The organism is Mesorhizobium sp. M0923, assembly GCF_040319365.1.
Lineage (GTDB): Bacteria > Pseudomonadota > Alphaproteobacteria > Rhizobiales > Rhizobiaceae > Mesorhizobium.
In genome coordinates, this window is sequence record NZ_JAMYNW010000046.1 from 1 (window position 1) to 17,026 (window position 17,026).

A 17,026-nucleotide genomic window follows, 5' to 3' on the forward strand; every position below is an offset into this window, starting at 1 on the left:
TGGCCGGCCCCTCCAACAGCCGACCTCTCATGAATCACGCAAAACCGCTCTTGGGAATCCTCGAAACGCTCCCGGAACTAAAAATCTGCCAAAGTAGTGCTAGAACGTCCAGGGGCATCTTCGTTTTCCGTTCAACGCTCTGCTGAGGTTATATGTCAGATGGGGCCTCGATGGGTATAGCAAAACCAGTCTTCACTCGGTCAATGATCACCATCGTTTTCACCGCCTTGATATCAGGATTTCCATAGAAAAACTTCCTCGTGAATTGCTCATAGTCTGCCATGGTTTGAGTAGTGACATAGAGGACGAAGTCGGCCTCGCCGGTCACATAATACCCATTCACTACTTCGATGGAGGACTTGATCGACTTCTTAAACCGGTCGATGATATCCGCTCGCTCACGTTCAAGGGTTACAAATACCAGCATCTGAATCGGTCTGCCTACCGCCTTTGCCGAGACAATTGAAACGTCGGCTTCAATGATGCCTTCGGCCCGGAGCCTTTTTAGCCTTCTTTGGCAGGCGGTGGCCGACAGACCAGCCATCTCACCGATAGCTTCAGTGGTGAGGCGATTGTTCCTTTGGACGATTTCAAGAATGCGGGCGTCAACCTGATCGTACGACATCATGCTTGAGACTCTCCTGCCTTTATGAACTCGTTTTGATATCGCGTCATGAACGGACGACCAAGCCCCTCAGCCCTTGGTCCAGCAAACTTCCCACTTCGATATCCGCACGCAGTATCAAACCCGGCGTTTAACAAACCCATTACGCATGGTCGGTAGGGGCTTAATCGCGACCAATGACCAGGGCGATCGATAGAGGGTACTGACTAAGATTCTCGTCTCGTTTGCGCGCGACGCCTCCACAACGACGCTGGAATCAGGGCCAAACTCGATGACTTCGATCCGCAGACCGCTCGCCCCCGTTCATCACAGCCGCCAACATACCTATCAGCCTGCCGGCGCAACTGCTTCCGGGACGTTGGGCATCCGACTCGTTGACCTTAACGCAACTTGGCAAGCGGCCTTCACCGGAGCTGGCCAGCCGGAATATGACCATCCAGCGGGGGCGAGTAAAACAACTTTCATGCTGGGCCGTTCCGGGCCGGATACGACATATGGCGTCCCGCATCGTGTTGCTGACAATGCGGCCCGCCTCGCGCCTGTATACAAGTTCTGCTTCCGATTTGACGAGCCGTGCCCAGTTAACAAGCTCTCGGCTGTCTTTGATCGAGGCATTCGGCAATCCTTCAACAAGGTGTCGATGCGCTCGCGCTGTGTAATAATGGGCATCCAGTTCAACAGCGATGTGATCGGAAGCGTCGTGCGGCAAGGTTCTGGACACGTCAGCAAGCTCATCGACCTGGTGGCTGATCCCTCGTCTGAGCTGCCGGCCGAGGCGCGCCCGGTGCTGGCGGTGGTCGCCGACAGCCTCCAGCGATCCAGGCAAGGATGCTGCTGCTGGATCGTGAGATCGCCATCAGGCCAAGACTGACTCCCTCGCCAAGCGCCTGATGACAATACCCGGGATCGGCCGGTCGTCGCCACGGCATTGGTGGCTGGCGCCCGCAGCTTCGACTTTCCGGCGAGGACGTGACTTCGCCACGTGGCTGGGACTTACCCCCCCAGGCACTCCAGCGGGGGCAAGGAGCGGCTGGGCCGGACAACCAAGATGGGCGAGCGCGGTCTGCGAAAGCTGCTGTGCGCTATTGGTACAGCCACAACTGCGACGGCTTGCGACGAACGGCGGACCATCTGCTTCGCGGCTGCGGACAGCGGCGGTGCTACAACGACGCCCCTTACGCGCTTTAGCCCTACTGGATTCGGTGGCTCCCCAAGGGAGGAAGGCCGTGGTTTGATTGGTTGTAGGGGAGGCCATTCGAGCTGCCCCCTAAACGACAATAACAGACGCGGTATGGAGATGGACCTATGAAACTCGCTTCCGGACATAAGGCTTTTTTGGAAGTCGCCCACAAGAGCTACCCCGATCAAACGAAGCCGGGTGGAAATCTTGATTGGATAATCGCAATAAGCAGCGCTGTGAATGCTGAGTGTTCCGACCGCTTTGCAAAGCCATCGGCGCGAGGATGGAACTCGTCTTTTCACGCAAAGCTTTTTCCTAACCAATACACAAAAGTTGGGGCATTGGCGCAAACATACAGAGGCTTACTCAATATCAAGACCCCTTTTGATCTACATTTGTATACGAGGCTTATTTGGGAACTTCAGCCGCGGACGATTCTGGAGCTTGGTTCTCTTCAGGGTGGCAGCGGATTGTGGTTTGCAGATCAAATGTCTGTGCTATGCGATAACAAAGGTGAAGTTCATTCCTTCGATATTAACACTGAATGCGTCCACCCAGATGCAAATCATCCAATGCTTAAATTTCATAAGGTCGATCTTTCAGACATTGCCAATTTCGACGAAGATTTTTTGAAGAGTTTGCCTCATCCTTGGCTTGTTGTCGACGATGCGCACATACAGATATTTCACATATTTTCTTATTTGAGCCGCTTCCTTGTATCTGGAGATTACTATGTCATTGAGGATGATCCGATGCGTGCAGATAAAGAGATTGTGGATGGATTGCAGTCGGTCGAGCAATCTGGATTTTTAATTGACACTTATTACACGGACGCGTTTGGGACCAATTTAACTTGCGCTCCAAATGCATGGCTTCGAAAGTCATAAGGCTGACCGATAGCTTGCCGGCTTTCGAGATCATGCCCTTTATTTTGCGCCGCAGGGCGTTGGCTTTGGCTCGTGCGCGGCTGTCTTTACTGGCGTGTAAAGCTGGACGCATCGATCAACGTGCTGACTGAAGTATGACTGGCGCCTTTCGGCGCGTTAGTACGTCGTTCGCCAGCGATTGCTGGCTCGCGCCGCCCAGTCGTTGGCCTTTCCGGCGGTAGTTCATGCGCCAGCAATGCGGTCCAGATAGATCAGGCAGGCGCTTCATGTTGTAGAGGATGCTGGCCATGCCGATCTTCGTCGTGCCGCGTGCGATGCCGATTGTTCGGATGAACAGCCCCATGCGGCTCTTCTGCTCGGCGAAAACATGTTCGACGCGAGCGCGAACTCTCGACTTGATGTTGTTGGCGCGCCGAGTGGATTCGGGCATCGGTCTGCCCTTCGGCTTCTTGCGATGGACCCGGCTGATGAAGCCCTGTTTCTCCATGAATGCCTCGTTGGCGTTCGATCTGTAAGCGGCGCCGGCCCAGACGCTCCTGGAGGTGTTGGATCTGTCGAGCAACCCCTCCCGCAGCCTGGCTCCCTCGTAAGCCGCGCATCCGTCGCCAGCCATTTGCGGATCAGGCCATGCTTGGCGTCGATCGAGATGTGGTTCTGATAGCGGAAAGCGGGAATGGCGATATCGACTGGTGGCATAGTGCCGTCCGCCGCGGCTTGGCCTTGGTGAACTTGACCGTCCAGCGCGCGTCGCGATCTTTCTGGCGTAGTTTCGCCGGCTTGTCCTGCCAATCTTGCGGAATGCGGCCGGCCTTGATGTCGTCCTTCTCCTCCTTCGTGTTCCTCTGCTTCGGCGCGGCGATAAGGCTCGAATCCACGATCTGGCCCGACATGGCAATGTAGCCGGCCTCGCGCAGCATCGCATTGGAGCGTTCAAACAAGGCTTTGATCGCTCCGGTCCTCGTCAGCCTTTCCCGAAACAGCCAGATCGTGCGCGCATCGGGAACCCGGTCCGAAAGCCCCAGCCCAAGGAACCGCATGAAGGACAGCCGGTCATTGATCAGGAACTCGGTGCGTTCGTCCGACAGGTTGTTGACAGTCTGGATGACCAGCACCTTCAGCATCATGACCGGTCGTAAGGCGGGCGTCCACCGTGCGGCCCGCTCGTGTAGGCAAGCGCCCTTTCCAGATCTCGCCCGGAACGCCTCGAAGTCCACAACCCGCCCATAGGCTTCGAGCTGATCGCCAAGGTCGCTCAACCGCCGAAGCCGATCATCGACATCGAAGAACCCAGGCGCAGTCCCCGGGCCAGTGAGGATGACGACCAGCGGTTCATGGCTTCAAGATTCTATGGCGATAGCAGCCTGCGCTGTGACAGAGTGAGGTTGCTGCACAACTCTGTGGGAGACAATCAGGCTTATCATGCCTAACCAACTCCAAGCGCCCGCCGCTATCCGCGTCGATCTTGGTGCCATTTTCATCTCATTTGGAATTGAGCAAATCGACCTCGCTGATCACATCCTTGTCGCCGGGCGGTGGCGAGAAGATGTCACGGTATACCGGTCGTTGGCGGCGACATTGCCGGGCTGTTTGCGTGCTTTGGCGAGTTGCGTAAGAAGGCGCAGGCACGCATGGGCAAGCGCTATCCACTGGTGGTAATCCAGGAAGCGGGCTCGATGGCTTCTGGATTGATCGGGTACTTCGCCAGAAAGCCTGGATTGAAAGTCATGTCGTTGATGCCGCCTCGATCGCCGTGTCATGCCGGCGTCGCCGGGCAAAGACCGACCGAATCGATGGTGAGACGTTGGTGCGGGCGCTGCTGGCCCACGCGGTGAGCCACGCGTCTGCTCGATGCTCAAGGTGCCGACACCAGAGGAAGAGGATCGACGTCGGATTTGCCGTGAACGCAAGGTGCTGATCTCGGAGCGGGTCCAGCACATCAACCGCATCAAGGGGTTGCCCTTCAATCAGGGCATCACCGGCTTCGAGCCACTGCGCCGTGATCGCAGCCAGCGATTGGAAGAGCTTCGTACCGGCGATGGCCGTGCTTTGTCGAGCCATCTCAAGGCCCAGATCTGCCGTGAGTGGGACTCGAACTGCTGCTCAAACTTCGGGCGGTGGAGGCCAAGCGACGCGTGCTCATGACTGAGAAGAGTGCGGATCTGCTGGAGAAGCTGAATGCGGTGGTGTCGTGGGAGATTTTCCGCAAGCCCCTTGGCAAGGCGCTGAAGCGCTCCGATGGCGCGACCGGCCGCCTTACGATCCGGTGATGATGTTCAAGATCATGGTTCTGCAGGCGCTCTACGGCCCGTCTGACGACCAGGCCGAGTTCCTGATCCAGGACCGACTATCCTTCATGCGCTTCCTCGGACTGGGGCTCGGAGACAGGGGGCCGGACGCTTGTGCTCAATCGCGGCAACACCGGTTCGACAGTCTGGGCCGACACGGCCTATCGCTCGAAAAAGAACGAGGGAGTGGCTGGAGAAGAACGGCTCCGTCTCTGATATCCACCACAAAAATCGAAGGGTCGGCAGATGAGCGAAGCGACGTCGCGGACCAACGGCCGACCCTCCAAAATCCGTATCTTTGTCGAGCACGTCTTCGCGCAGCAGAAATCCCGGGCACGATCGGCACCGCGCGGGCCAGGACCAAGATCGGCAGACGAATCTCGCTACAATCTCACCCGCTTCGTATGGCATCTGGGGTGAACTGCGCCAGCACAACGGTGAAGACGGCGCAAACCGCCGTCGCGATGCCGAAATCGGCAAACCGTATCAATCTCAACAACCAAATCCGAAGGGATCGCCGTCATTAGTCCAGGCAGAACATCAGCGCGCTACCGGTCAGCGAAACGTCGAGGTGTCCTCCTGCGTGCTCACATGAAAGGTTCGATATATCACAGGGGACAATACCCGTTGGAGCCACTTTCTTAATGCAGTCGGACGCCCATCGCGTGAGCATGTACCTTCTCGCAGTCCCCCTTAGCGCGCGGATGCTATAATTTGTCGTAATAGTCCACAGTTTTCAGCTATAATCGACCTCTGATGGGTTTTTGTCTGAAAATAATTTCAGACACTATATTTACAACTCTATGATACCGACCTTGGCAGCTTTGATAGCGGCGGCCGTTCTGCTAGAAACATCAAATTTTCTCATCACGTTTTTTATATGGAAATTGACAGTATTATCGGATATTTCTAGAATTTTTCCTATCTCCCACGACGATTTTCCTCGCGCCACCCACGAAATACACTCCTTTTCTCTTTGAGAGAGACTAGGAGGCTCTTCGGTGCCACTCGAATTCGCGAACTCTGCGACTCTTAGATGGAAGTGCAAGGCGACAAGCTCCAAGTATGTGATGGTTATATTTTGGAATTCGTGGCCCCAGACCTGCGCAAAGCTCACAACTGCAAAGCTGCCATCGGGGCGATGCAATGGAATGCTAATGCCCGACCTTAAGCCGAAGGTCGCAGCCTCGTCGAAAACGCGTCGTTCGTCTTCAGTCGTGCTTGCGTCGTTGTACACCTCGCTCCAACGAAAGGCTCCTGCCCGCTTTCGACTCGTCTTAATGATAGGGTCTAGCTTGTCGTAGCCCATCTCAAAATAGCGCTGCTGCCATTCGTCAGGATAATTCAGCATGACCGCAGGACCGCGTCGGACCGGCTTCAAACATTTCTGGTCGGAAGTAAGAGAGCCATATGCGATCCACTGGCAATCAAAATTCAGGGCAAAAGCACATACTAGGTCGAACAACTTCTTGGGTTGAGAAACACCATCAGCCTGGTCGAGAAATCGGCCGAACTTAATCGCAAATGCCTCCTTGGTCACCGTTCGCATATCCGGCGAGGGGACCAAAGAACATCGGTCGGAAACTCCAATTGACAGCTTTCGAAGTTGAGAGACTGCAGTCATTCGCGGGTTTTCCAGGATCTGCGCTCTGCAGCCACTTGCGCCTGGTGCGTTCACTGGTCACAAAGCTGCCGGGTTTAAGGCACCGTCTTCGGCAGACGGCCACCGCCAAAACCTCTACTCAATCCTCGCGCGGCATAAAGTTATTTTATGTTAAATTGCACGTAGCGCAGGAAGATGTTCGAGAGGCAGGGCGAGACCACGCCTCCTTGCGGGGATCCTTCGGCCGTTCGGCGCAGAAGACCGTCTTCGACGGCTCCTGCGTTCAGCCATTTATCGATCATTCGTCGGATGAGGCCGTCCGTGACTCGCTGGTCGAGGAACGCCCGGAGGTGAGAGTGCGGAATCGAGTCAAGTACTTCTGTATGTCGAGATCGATCACCCAATAGAGCCGCTTTGCCCACAGCACGTTCTGCATATTCCGGAGCGCCTGATGGGCCGAGCGGCCCGGTCGGAACCCATATGAGCAGGGGTAGAAATCCTCCTCATAGACGGTCTCCAGCACCATCGTAATGGCGCGTTGCGCCACCTTGTCCTCGAAGGTCGGAATGCCGAGCATCCTTTGCGACCCATTCGCCTTGGGTATATAGGCCCGCCGGACCGGCGGCGCACGATATCGGCCGGACTTGATGCGCTCCAGGAGGTCCAGAAGTTTGGTCTCCAGGTTCACCTTATAGTCCGCCGCCGTGACGCCGTCGATGCCAAGGGCACCATCCTTGCGGGTCAGCCGGTAGGCCTCCTTCATCCGGTCCAGATCGATGACATGGTGGAGCGAGCACAGCGCCACACCCCGTTTCGTCCTCGCCAGTTCGGCTATCCGTTGTCGGTTCGTAGACAGGTCTGTGGGGTTCAGAGCCCCTTCCCATGTTTCAGGTCAACGGTTCTCTACACATGACGCCTCCCTTCGCATCCGTCGGGTCCCGGTGAGCGCAGTTCCCCGTCTTCACCGCTACTATGAAGGCGCTACGACTTCCCACCCGCCCATTTCTGCTCCCTTAGCTGACGGATGAGCAGTGGGAGAAGATGGCGCCGTATTGCCTGGGCAAGGCGACGGATGCCGGACGCAGCGGCAAGAACAATCGCCTGTTTCTGGAAGCGGTGCTCTGGAAGGCACGCAACGAATAGCCCTTGGCGGGATCTTCCAGAGTGTTCGGCGACTGGAATGCAATCTTCAAACGGTTCGATTATTGGTCAAAGCGGCGCGTGTTCGAACGTATATTCGAGGCGGTTTCGGATGACCCGGATATGGAATACGCCATGATCGATGCCACCATCGTTCCGGTCCATCGTCATGGACACGGCACTAAAGGGGGACTCAAAATCAGGCGATCGGCAAGTCAAAGGGCGGTTGGACAACCAAAATCCTCGTCCTAACGACGCGCTCGGCAACCTCGTGCGCTTCATCCTGCTACCCGGCCATCGCTACGACACGATAGGCGTCGCGGCTTTGATCGAAGGCGTCGAATTCGATGGGCTCATCGCCGACAAAGCTTTCGACGCCAACTGGATCATCGAAGAGCTGAACGAACGAGATGCAAAGATCGTCATCGCTCAACGTCCCAAACGCAAGCGGCCAATCCAAATCGATGACGAATCTACAAATGGCGCCATCTCGTCGAGAACTTCTTCGCAAAGCTCAGAGCCTTCAAAGGCATCGCCATGCGCAGCGAAAAGACAGATCGAAACTTCAGCGCAATGATTTATCTTTGCGCATCCGTCATCAACTCTCGCTGATTCTCAACACGCACTACGCCGTCGAGGCGACGGTGCGCGGCATGACGCTACAAGCTCGGCTCGCCGCCCGACAGCAGTACTCCACCCGATCATCGCCGCCACGTCGCCGTGGTTTGAAAAGCAATTGTCGATGATCTCCTCGGACTCAAAGCTGGCTGAAGACATCCGCTATGGTCTTGCCCATTGGGAAGGGCTCACTCGCTTCCTCGGTGACGGCCGGCTCGAGCTCAACACCAACCGAGTCGAAAAGGCCATCCGACCACTATGCTTGACCAGAAAAAATGCTCTCTTTGCTGGCCATGAGGTCGGGGCCGAAAACTGGGCGCCGCTCTCATCCGTTGTGGCCAGCCTTAGAGGCGGGTTTGACGGACGCCAGCTGCGTTTTGAGATGTTGCAGAAGAGCCTCATCATCATTTCCAGCGTCGCGTTTCGTCATCGAGACGAACCAACCCGCAAGCCAGCCTGCTGCGACGGCCCACGCCTACGAACCCGGCCTGACAGAAGACCGCACTCGATCACACGTTCAGAGAGTCAGAAACTCCTTGCACAACGGACGGCAACCACAGAAGGCAACCCGAAATAAAGCGTTTCCCTAAAGTGGGCCGGTCTGTTTCAACGTTTCGACCAAAGACTCCTCGAATATGTCAAGGCCTTGACTTAGTGTCTCAGAGTCGATCGAAAGCGCAGGTAAGAATTTTATGACCTGATCAACTGGGCCACATCGTTCGATGATCAATCCCTTCTCAAATGCCGTCCGTGTTGTAGCCTCCGCGACTTCGGCCATTTGACAATCAAATCCCAACGCCATGCCCCGCCCTCGTACAGCAAAGCTGTTTCCGTGCTTGAGTGAAATGGCCTCAAGGCGGTGCCGTACAAGTTCTCCAAGGTGCTGAATACCCTGTGAAAAAGCCTGGTCCCGCCAATAGATATTTATGGCTGCGGTTGCAGATACAAGCGCGAGGTTATTTCCTCGAAACGTGCCCGTGTGTTCTCCTGGCTGCCATACGTCGACTTCCTCTTTGATCAACAATACGGATAACGGCAGACCATACCCACTCAGTGATTTCGATAACACCACGATATCAGGCGACAACCCCGCAAACTCGAAGCTAAAGAAGTCGCCTGTTCGACCACAACCCATTTGGACATCATCAACTATGAAAAGTGCACCAGTATTTTGTGCGGTGGATTGAACTGATTGCAACCACTCCTTGCGAGCTACGTTTATACCCCCTTGGCCCTGCACAGATTCGACGAGAATGGCCGCCGGAGAATCAATACCACTGCTCTTGTCCAGCAATACCTTTCGAAGGTAGTCAGCCGTATCAAGGGCTGGTCCAAGATAGCCATCATAGGGCATAAAAGTCACGCTAGACAGAGAAACTCCGCTGGCCTCGCGATGGAATCGGTTGCCCGTCGCAGCAACTGCTCCCAAACTCAGACCATGATATCCATGCGTGAACGAAATTATATTTTGACGGCCCGTGACCTTGCGTGAGAGCTTTAAGGCTGCCTCAATAGCATTGGCACCTGTCGGCCCCGTAAATTGGAACCGGTATTTCAGCCCCCTTTCCCGAAGTATGACAGAGCTGAAGGTCTCCATGAATTCGAGTTTTGCAGGAGTGGCCATGTCAAGCGCGTGGACTACAGCATCCGACGCCAGGTACTCCGTCAGGGCCGCTTTGATCTCATGATTGTTGTGGCCGTAATTCAGGGCTCCGGCACCAGAGAGGAAATCAATGACCTTTCGACCGTCCTCAGTTAACATAATAGAGCCGCGCGCTCGACTGAAAACACTCGGAAAGGAGCGTGAATATAACCGGACGTTTGATTCCAAGGCTTCGAAAGCCTGCATATTGCGCGACCCGCCAATCGCTCCACCCATGATCATCTCCTTCGTAAGTAAATAGTTCAAGGAACAAGCGTGCTCGTTACAGGTTGCGAGACATGGCCATAACCGGAACGTGCCGCATCTCGATGGACCTTATGTTGCGCGATTTGTACTTCTAGAATGCCTTTCCTAACCTACCTGGCAACCCGACAGAATGAACCTACTAACACTAGTAGCTCTCCGTGGTTCTCCGCAATTCCGACCTAGGCGCGCCGCTGCGCTCGAAGCACATACATCGACTTTGCAGGCCTTAGCGGATGGGGTACCCCTCGGCGGCGATGCTCCAAGAGAACGAAGACTTTTTGCGCGATTGCTCGATCGAGATGTTCTCGGAAGACGGTTGCCTGACGACGGCTATCCCGCAACCGAATTCAGCGAAACTATCGTCGTCTTCACCAAGATGGCATCGACAACCTTCGGCAAATCGTCAACGAGCGCAGGGCTACCGGTGATGCTCCGCCCAAACCTGCGGCTGGAAATCTCCCGAGACCATAGCCATCGCGGCCTTGCCTATGGGCACTGCGCCTCTTGGCGTGGAGCGCTCATGGCGCCGGCCGCGTGAACAGGGTTCGGAACAGTTCCTCTACACGCCGCAGGCCTTCATCTGTCACAGCCACTGACTTCGCCTTGCTTACTGGATTCGCGATCAGCACCTTCTGGTGCAAGCGATCCAGAGCATCCCAATCCAGCCCCTTCCAGGCGCGCCCCTCGTCATGCAGCGTCAGCCAAAGCAGGCCAAGAACGGCATCGTCGATTTTGTCGGTGTCGATCTCCATGCAAGCAGTCTATCACGCGAAAGTGCCTCTGCCGCGGCCCACACCGTGTGGCTACCCTGATGGCCAGAAGGTGCTGCGGCAGATTGCTTCTATTCCCCAAGTGTCGGAAAGGGTGTGATCGACCAACCGATTAAGCCAATGGCACGCAGCAGTATCGCCTCGGTCTCAGCACGGCTGGCTCCGACGGCGATGACATGTCCAATAGTGTCTCGGAAGTCGCCTTTCCTGACGATCGGCGACTTGGATTCAGCATACAACCTTATCTCGGCGACACCTGGTATGGAAGCGGCCAGACTGTCGCCCTCGATCCAATCGAGTACGCCATCCCGCTCAGGAACGAGAAACCGCGCGGCCGCTGTGTGCGAATGCCTTCTGCGAAAATCCCATTCCTGGCCCATGGCAAGGTTGAGGTGCTCGGCAATGGGATCAACGCCGTAAGCCAGCTCAATCAATTGAGGAGTCGTCCAACCCGGAAGACGCGGATTGACTTCGATGATTACTGGACCACGCTTCGTCCACCGGAGTTCAATGTTCGCTGGTCCCCAGCCGAGATCGAGAGAGTCCAAACAACTCAGTGAAGCATCTTCGATAATTCTATACTTATAATCATCTAGTATAGCTGGATACATGCTGTTACAAACGACAAAATTTGGAGGGCCGTAGAATTCGACTTCGCCGACTGCAATGACCTCATTTCCCATTGTGTTAACGCTATACTGCTGGCCATGTGCGAATTCTTCGATCAGTAACCTCGGCGAGGACCGCCATAGGTCCTTCTCGCCCAACAAATAGATCGTATGTTCGGCTAACTCATCCATGTTGCGGCACAATCGGACACCGCCGCTACCGGTGCCTGCGGCTGGCTTAACAATCACCGGTAGGCCGATCTCGGCGGCAGAGTTTTCTACGTCCGCCGCATTCGCTGCCAAGCGATAAGCAGGTATTGGAACGCCCGCCTCCTCGAGTAGGCGACGTTGACTGAACTTGTCACAGCATCGTTCAATAGACGCCGGATTAGGGCCTGGTACATCGAAGTACTGGCAGAGCTTAGCAGCTGTCGCATAGATAGACTCGTCGTCTCCCGAAAGGCCAACAATGCCAGCAATGTCATACGATGCACGCAGCCTGGAACATTCGCGGATCAGCGCGTCGAGATCGCCTGTATCAACACGGACGGCCTCCAGGCTTTCCGCCGCAACAAGATAGTCGTAGCGAGCGGGGTCAGCCGACAGGGTAATCGGATGCAGGCCAAGACGCCGGGCCGCATTCACGTATAGCGGACCAATACTCCTGTGACCTTCAACCAAGATGAGCGCTCTTCTTGCCATTGGTGTCGACCTCTGTTTAGGCCCTGCGGCCATACGAGCGCGAAGCCGCGTCAGCCTTTAGCTTTGGCTGCAGTCACGCATTCGCGGTAAAGATACCAGTGACAGGGGTCTGCGGCCGCAAAGTTTTTGCAAATTATAGTTTAAGAAATGCGACAACATTGACAATACCGGAGGTGCAGCAGGCGGCGCATCGACTAAGTTCAAAGCACATAGTGCTGTATTCAGCAATGTCCGGTTAAAGACATAAGTGTCCGGACTCTGACACACACTAGGCGCAAGTATTCCGCCGTGGCAGCGCAAAACACATGGTTTTCGGTCCTTCCTCGCACGCGCTCTTCAGTGGCACGCCGATTGCAAGGAACGCAGCGAAGGATCTGATACGACCGAGCGGTCTCGCAGTCTCTGGCCCAGAGGACCCATATGAAACGTGCTCGAACTGTTCAATTCAATGCTATAGGCGCTGCACTGTTGAGTGCGGTGCCGCCAATTGAAGCTCTGCCGCGACCGTCGCGGGTACCGCTTTCACTCTCCCAGCAGGGGCTTTGGCTCCGATCACGGCTATCGGGCAGCAGCGATGCCTGTCACATCCAGAAGGGGTTTCGGCTTTGCGGCGGGATGTACAAGGCGGCCCTTTATTCGGCCTTGAATCGGTTGGTTGCGCGTCATGAGTTGCTGCGCACCACCTTCGAGGTGGAGGACGGCGAGCCGTTCCAGCGGATCGGGCCGGCGCACGTTGGCCTAGCGCTGAAACGAGACGATCTGACAACTGCAGCGGATGAGGAGACGGCGCTGGCGGATCTGATACTCCATGAAGCGCAGGCGGCGCTCAACCTAGAAGGCGGGCCGCTGATACGCGGACGGCTGGTGCGACTGGCGGTGGACGATCATGTGCTGCTGATCACAATGCACAACATGATCTCGGACGACTGGTCACGGAAGATCCTTGGCCGCGAACTTAGCGAGCTCTACGCTGCTGTGCGGGAAGGGCGCGCAGATCGGCTTTCCCCGTTGCCGGTACAGTATGCCGACTACGCCCTATGGCAGCGCCGTTGGCTGGCGGGCGACTTCCTGGAGCGTCAGGCGGAATACTGGCTCCGGACGCTGAAGGGCGCGCCAGCAGTGCTCAAACTGCCGACGGACCACCCGCGTCCAGCGCAGCAAGGCCACAGCGGCAGTTACGTCGACTTCGTGCTGGACGAGGCGCTGACCGCGCAGATCAAGGCCCTGAGCCGGCGCCATGGGACATCGCTGTTCGCGAGCCTGCTTGCGGGCTGGGCGCTGGTGCTGGCGCGATTGTCGGGTCAGGATGAGTTGGTGATCGGTACTCACAGCGCCAACCGCACGCGCTCCGAGATCGATGGGCTGATTGGCTTATTTGCTAATACCCTAGCGTTGAGGATCGATCTGTCGGGCGATCCAACGCTGGCGACACTGCTGGAGCGAGTGTATGCCGCTGCGCTTGGGGCACAGGCGAACCAAGACCTGCCGTTTGAGCAAGTGTTGGACCTCGTTAACCCGCGTATAGCGCTCACATCGATCGTCCACGTCATACTTACATCGCAAGACAATGGCGCCGAGTCGGCCGATCTGCCGGGGTTCGCACTTGAGCACCTCCGCGTTGACGATCGCGTCGCGCAACGTGAACTTATGCTTAATCTTATTGAGCGCGGCGAGGCGATTCGTGGGAGGTTGATCTACGCAACGTCGCTATTTGAGCGTAGCACGGTAGAGCGGTTTGCGAGGCATTTGCAGCAGGCGCTGAGCCAGATGGTAGCTGACCCCAAGCAGAGGGCCTGGTCGGCGCCGCTCCAGTTACGGGAGGAACGTCGTCGTCTTCTGGTGAGGTCCGGCTCGATAGACGTCGCCTATCGGCAGGACCGCTGCATGCACGAGCTATTTGAGGCGCAGGTGGAGCGGGATCCAGAGGCGATCGCGGTCGTCGAGGAGCAGAGCCTGAGTAGTCGCGAGCAGCACGTCGGGGCGACGTCAGCGCTCCCCAGCATATGCTCGCCTCAATCGCCGCTCAGAAACTCGGACCTGCGGCCCCGCTCCGCACTTATGAATTTCATCGAGGGGACGCGTGTCATTACCGAGGGTGAGCTGCAAGCCAACAGCATCACGCGTTATCATGTCACAAAATTCTATCGTGAGCAGGTCACCAAAAGTGGTTACTACGAACAGCTTAAGCATGTTGTCGAGCCCTCATTCAAAGAATTCGAGAGTCCTGGCGATCTGGATACGAGCGGCGAGCATGACAATACGGTCGTGCCCGGACTTCAGCACAAGTACGCCCAGACCGGGTTGATGCTGGTAACCGACCGCTGTGCTTCATATTGTCGTTATTGCTTTCGCAAACGGATTGTTGGCAAGGACTCTGACGAAATCATAACTAATTTCGCCAAGATCGCGCAATATATTTCGGATCATCCTGAGATGACGAACGTGTTGTTATCGGGAGGCGATCCTTTCGTGCTCAGTACTGCCAAGCTCGACAAAATTGTTAGTCATCTGCTGCCGATCCCCCATTTGGATTCGATTCGATTCGGCACAAAAATAGTCGCCTACGAGCCAAAGCGGTTCGAGGATCCCGCTTTGCCAGCTTTGTTCCAACGGATCCATGAAGCGGGCAAAGCCTCAGTGATCGTCACACATTTCGACCACATCGGTGAAATCTCAGTCGATGCGGAGCGCAACATTCGCTCCTTGCACGCTCAGGGCGTGCAGTTCCTCAATCAGTCCGTGCTTCTCGCGAAAGTCAACGATGATTCCAAGATCTTGGCGGCGACCTTCGCCAAGTGTCACCAAATGGGTGTTCGCCCCTATTATCTCTTTCAAGGCAGGCCGGTGAAAGGCGCATCACATTTTCAAGTCCCGCTGCGCCGAGGACTGGAGATTGCGCACGGCATCAACCAACGTCTCAGCGGCATCCAAAAGACATTCAAATACATCATGTCCCATTACACAGGAAAGATCGAGATCCTCGACCTTGGGGCCGATGGGCGCATATATATGCGATATCATCAAAACCAGACTCCGAGAAAAGTTGGAAAGATATTCTCCCGGCCGCACGTCGAGGGCGCATGCTGGTTGGACGATTTGCCTGACGGATGAGATCGGAAAGCGCAATGATGATTGCCAAACCGAACGAGTGGAGCACAAAGGCGCCGCCTTTTCCATGTCGCAGCGCCGCCAGGGGTGGCAACGAATTTCTCGCTCGTGGGGATGCTGCATGCCGCCGATGCTGTTGATGGGACGATGACTGTAGCGGGCGAACAGCGGCAGCGGCATGGCTTGGCGCGATTCCACCGACTGCTGCCACGCTGGACCGCGAGCGCCAGAAATGCGGCGTGCTCGGCCCGAAAGCGTGAGGGTGGCCGCTATCTGCGTCGTGCAAAAAGGCTATCCGGTCGCGTGCGACCAATGTTGGGTTCAGATCAAAGGGGGATCGCTTCATTGGCCCGCAGCAGTGGTTCAAATGATGCGGAAGCGGCAGAGGCTCATTGCCTTCGCCCAGCCCATTCGCTCGGGACACCAGTGCGAGGCAATCGCGTACTGAATTGTGTCCAATGGAGGCGTGCACGGCAATTCCACAGTTTCAAGACATCCAGGCAGACACGGCTATGGACCAAGGACCGCTGAGGCAAATAATCATCAAGGCTTTCGACGGCATGTCGAAGCAGGTGCAAAACGCTGCACGCTTCGTGCTCGACCGGCCATGTGATGTCGCTCTTCTTTCGATGCGTGAACAGGCTCGTCAGGCCGGCGTCCAACCTGCAACAATGACGCGTCTTGCCAAGCATCTGGGCCTGCGGGGGTTCGACGACATCCGCAACATGTACGCCCAAACCTTGCGCGGTGCAGGTGCTGCTGTAAGGGCAGGAGAGCAGGTAGTAAGCCAAAAGCTGAAGGGCGATCACGCGCTTGCTGCAAAAATGCTTAATTCATTCGCAAGGCAGATCGCAGAGCTTGCGGAGCCTCAATCCCTCGACCGAGTAGTGACAGTGGCAGAGTCACTTGCCAAGGCTCGTAGGATATACTGTCTTGGACTGCGCTCAAGTCACTCTATAGTTTGGCAGCTGCAACATATTCTTAGGTTCGTCGACGAGAAATCGGTGCTTCTCGATGGGATTGCGGGCACCGGGAGCGACGCTATCGGAAGCGCTTGCAAGGATGATGTCCTACTTGTCGCGAGTTTCCACTCATACACCAGGGCGACCATTGAATTAGCGGAGTTCGTGAAATCTAGGGGAATCTCAGTTATTGCTATAACCGACAGCGAGGTCTCCCCCTTGGCGCTGATTGCAGAAACCACTGTCGTGGTTTCGACCAACAGTCCATCGTTCATTCAGACGATGACCCCTGCGTTTGCAATTGCCGAGGTTCTAGGATCTCTGATCGCAGGTCATGGCGGTGACGACCTGCTGGAAACCATCAAACGCTTCGATGAACAACTCGCAGCCCTCAACATCCATTTGAAACCCCGCATTCCAAAGAGATGGCCATGACCAAGTATGTAGAAACGCGTTTGTAAAGGAAGGCGACGCGGTCACGCGCCCTTAGTGCACTTGCTGAGGTCAAAATCAATTACGCCGCTTACCGATAACTTTTCAAAGGAAGATCGACATGATGAAAGAACTGCATTTCGAGGTTGCCGAGTTTCAGGCTCGTCTGGCCGCAGTCAAACGAGAGATGGCAAAAA

At 56.0% G+C, this 17,026-nt stretch carries 13 protein-coding genes and 5 pseudogenes; 10 read left to right on the forward strand and 8 right to left on the reverse strand.

Annotated elements, in window-relative coordinates:
* Positions 1-148: 148 nt before the first annotated feature.
* Positions 149-625, reverse strand: coding sequence for an Lrp/AsnC family transcriptional regulator (locus NKH89_RS35210; protein ID WP_352911927.1), 477 nt, complete (start codon positions 623-625; stop codon positions 149-151).
* A gap of 271 nt (positions 626-896) precedes the next feature.
* Between NKH89_RS35210 and NKH89_RS35215 the strand changes: the two genes are divergently transcribed.
* From NKH89_RS35215 to NKH89_RS35225, 3 genes and pseudogenes are all read left to right on the forward strand, one after another.
* A complete protein-coding gene (locus NKH89_RS35215; RefSeq protein WP_352911908.1) occupies positions 897-1,496 on the forward strand; it encodes a hypothetical protein in 600 nt (199 codons plus the stop codon).
* A gap of 19 nt (positions 1,497-1,515) precedes the next feature.
* Positions 1,516-1,934, forward strand: a pseudogene (locus tag NKH89_RS35220) (transposase).
* The gene (locus tag NKH89_RS35225) at positions 1,931-2,692 is read left to right on the forward strand and encodes a CmcI family methyltransferase (RefSeq protein WP_352911911.1); all 762 of its coding nucleotides are present in this window, start codon (positions 1,931-1,933) and stop codon (positions 2,690-2,692) included. Before NKH89_RS35220 ends, NKH89_RS35225 begins: the two are co-directional and overlap by 4 nt.
* A 115-nt stretch (positions 2,693-2,807) precedes the next feature.
* On the opposite strand, the gene NKH89_RS35970 is transcribed toward NKH89_RS35225, so the two are convergent.
* Positions 2,808-3,305, reverse strand: coding sequence for a transposase (locus NKH89_RS35970; RefSeq protein ID WP_502896994.1), 498 nt, complete (start codon positions 3,303-3,305; stop codon positions 2,808-2,810).
* A 7-nt stretch (positions 3,306-3,312) separates the two neighbouring features.
* Positions 3,313-3,906 carry a transposase gene (locus tag NKH89_RS35975; protein ID WP_502896995.1) on the reverse strand — a complete coding sequence of 198 codons (594 nt, stop codon included), beginning with the start codon at positions 3,904-3,906 and terminating at the stop codon, positions 3,313-3,315.
* Between the two features lie 205 nt (positions 3,907-4,111).
* Here NKH89_RS35975 and NKH89_RS35235 point away from each other — a divergent pair.
* Together NKH89_RS35235 and NKH89_RS35980 are read left to right on the forward strand one after the other, a co-directional pair.
* Positions 4,112-4,780: pseudogene (locus NKH89_RS35235) on the forward strand (transposase); the annotation flags it as partial.
* 50 nt (positions 4,781-4,830) lie between these two features.
* A pseudogene (locus tag NKH89_RS35980) lies at positions 4,831-5,090 on the forward strand (transposase); the annotation flags it as partial.
* A gap of 680 nt (positions 5,091-5,770) precedes the next feature.
* On the opposite strand, the gene NKH89_RS35245 reads toward NKH89_RS35980, so the two are convergent.
* A complete protein-coding gene (locus NKH89_RS35245; RefSeq protein ID WP_352911930.1) occupies positions 5,771-6,526 on the reverse strand; it encodes an autoinducer binding domain-containing protein in 756 nt (251 codons plus the stop codon).
* 352 nt (positions 6,527-6,878) lie between these two features.
* Positions 6,879-7,385 carry a reverse transcriptase domain-containing protein gene (locus NKH89_RS35250; protein WP_352911916.1) on the reverse strand — a complete coding sequence of 169 codons (507 nt, stop codon included), beginning with the start codon at positions 7,383-7,385 and terminating at the stop codon, positions 6,879-6,881.
* Positions 7,386-7,621: 236 nt separating this feature from the next.
* Between NKH89_RS35250 and NKH89_RS35255 the strand changes: the two are divergent.
* Both NKH89_RS35255 and NKH89_RS35260 read left to right on the forward strand, forming a co-directional pair.
* Positions 7,622-8,332, forward strand: a pseudogene (locus NKH89_RS35255) (IS5 family transposase).
* A gap of 130 nt (positions 8,333-8,462) precedes the next feature.
* Positions 8,463-8,915: an IS66 family transposase gene (locus NKH89_RS35260; RefSeq protein ID WP_502896996.1), complete on the forward strand. Its 453-nt coding sequence runs from the start codon at positions 8,463-8,465 to the stop codon at positions 8,913-8,915.
* 9 nt (positions 8,916-8,924) lie between these two features.
* Here the strand turns inward: NKH89_RS35260 and ectB are convergent, their stop codons facing one another.
* The 3 genes from ectB to NKH89_RS35275 all read right to left on the reverse strand — a co-directional run bounded on the left by ectB (position 8,925) and on the right by NKH89_RS35275 (position 12,327).
* Positions 8,925-10,187, reverse strand: a complete 1,263-nt coding sequence (gene ectB / locus NKH89_RS35265) for a diaminobutyrate--2-oxoglutarate transaminase (RefSeq protein WP_352911935.1) — start codon at positions 10,185-10,187, stop codon at positions 8,925-8,927.
* 578 nt (positions 10,188-10,765) lie between these two features.
* Complete coding sequence (locus NKH89_RS35270; RefSeq protein WP_352911919.1) at positions 10,766-10,999, reverse strand: DUF6429 family protein; 234 nt, start codon at positions 10,997-10,999, stop codon at positions 10,766-10,768.
* 89 nt (positions 11,000-11,088) lie between these two features.
* Positions 11,089-12,327, reverse strand: a complete 1,239-nt coding sequence (locus NKH89_RS35275; protein WP_352911921.1) for an ATP-grasp domain-containing protein — start codon at positions 12,325-12,327, stop codon at positions 11,089-11,091.
* A 420-nt stretch (positions 12,328-12,747) separates the two neighbouring features.
* Between NKH89_RS35275 and NKH89_RS35985 the strand changes: the two are divergent.
* The 3 genes and pseudogenes from NKH89_RS35985 to NKH89_RS35285 form a co-directional block, all read left to right on the forward strand.
* A pseudogene (locus NKH89_RS35985) lies at positions 12,748-14,151 on the forward strand (condensation domain-containing protein); the annotation flags it as partial.
* 234 nt (positions 14,152-14,385) lie between these two features.
* The gene (locus tag NKH89_RS35990) at positions 14,386-15,438 is read left to right on the forward strand and encodes a KamA family radical SAM protein (protein ID WP_502896998.1); all 1,053 of its coding nucleotides are present in this window, start codon (positions 14,386-14,388) and stop codon (positions 15,436-15,438) included.
* 509 nt (positions 15,439-15,947) lie between these two features.
* On the forward strand, positions 15,948-16,832 hold the full coding sequence (locus tag NKH89_RS35285) for a MurR/RpiR family transcriptional regulator (protein ID WP_352911924.1): 885 nt from the start codon (positions 15,948-15,950) through the stop codon (positions 16,830-16,832).
* The last annotated feature ends 194 nt before the right edge of the window (positions 16,833-17,026 follow it).

What these genes read in the sequence shown, in the direction of transcription:
- NKH89_RS35210 (WP_352911927.1), bottom strand. Translation starts at nt 625, where the DNA reads ATGTCGTACGATCAGGTTGACGCCCGCATTCTTGAAATCGTCCAAAGG.
- NKH89_RS35990 (WP_502896998.1), top strand. Translation starts at nt 14,386, where the DNA reads ATGAATTTCATCGAGGGGACGCGTGTCATTACCGAGGGTGAGCTGCAA.
- NKH89_RS35225 (WP_352911911.1), top strand. Translation starts at nt 1,931, where the DNA reads ATGAAACTCGCTTCCGGACATAAGGCTTTTTTGGAAGTCGCCCACAAG.
- ectB (WP_352911935.1), bottom strand. Translation starts at nt 10,187, where the DNA reads ATGCAGGCTTTCGAAGCCTTGGAATCAAACGTCCGGTTATATTCACGC.
- NKH89_RS35260 (WP_502896996.1), top strand. Translation starts at nt 8,463, where the DNA reads ATGATCTCCTCGGACTCAAAGCTGGCTGAAGACATCCGCTATGGTCTT.
- NKH89_RS35275 (WP_352911921.1), bottom strand. Translation starts at nt 12,327, where the DNA reads ATGGCAAGAAGAGCGCTCATCTTGGTTGAAGGTCACAGGAGTATTGGT.
- NKH89_RS35270 (WP_352911919.1), bottom strand. Translation starts at nt 10,999, where the DNA reads ATGGAGATCGACACCGACAAAATCGACGATGCCGTTCTTGGCCTGCTT.
- NKH89_RS35245 (WP_352911930.1), bottom strand. Translation starts at nt 6,526, where the DNA reads ATGCGAACGGTGACCAAGGAGGCATTTGCGATTAAGTTCGGCCGATTT.
- NKH89_RS35215 (WP_352911908.1), top strand. Translation starts at nt 897, where the DNA reads ATGACTTCGATCCGCAGACCGCTCGCCCCCGTTCATCACAGCCGCCAA.
- NKH89_RS35285 (WP_352911924.1), top strand. Translation starts at nt 15,948, where the DNA reads ATGGACCAAGGACCGCTGAGGCAAATAATCATCAAGGCTTTCGACGGC.
- NKH89_RS35970 (WP_502896994.1), bottom strand. Translation starts at nt 3,305, where the DNA reads ATGGCTGGCGACGGATGCGCGGCTTACGAGGGAGCCAGGCTGCGGGAG.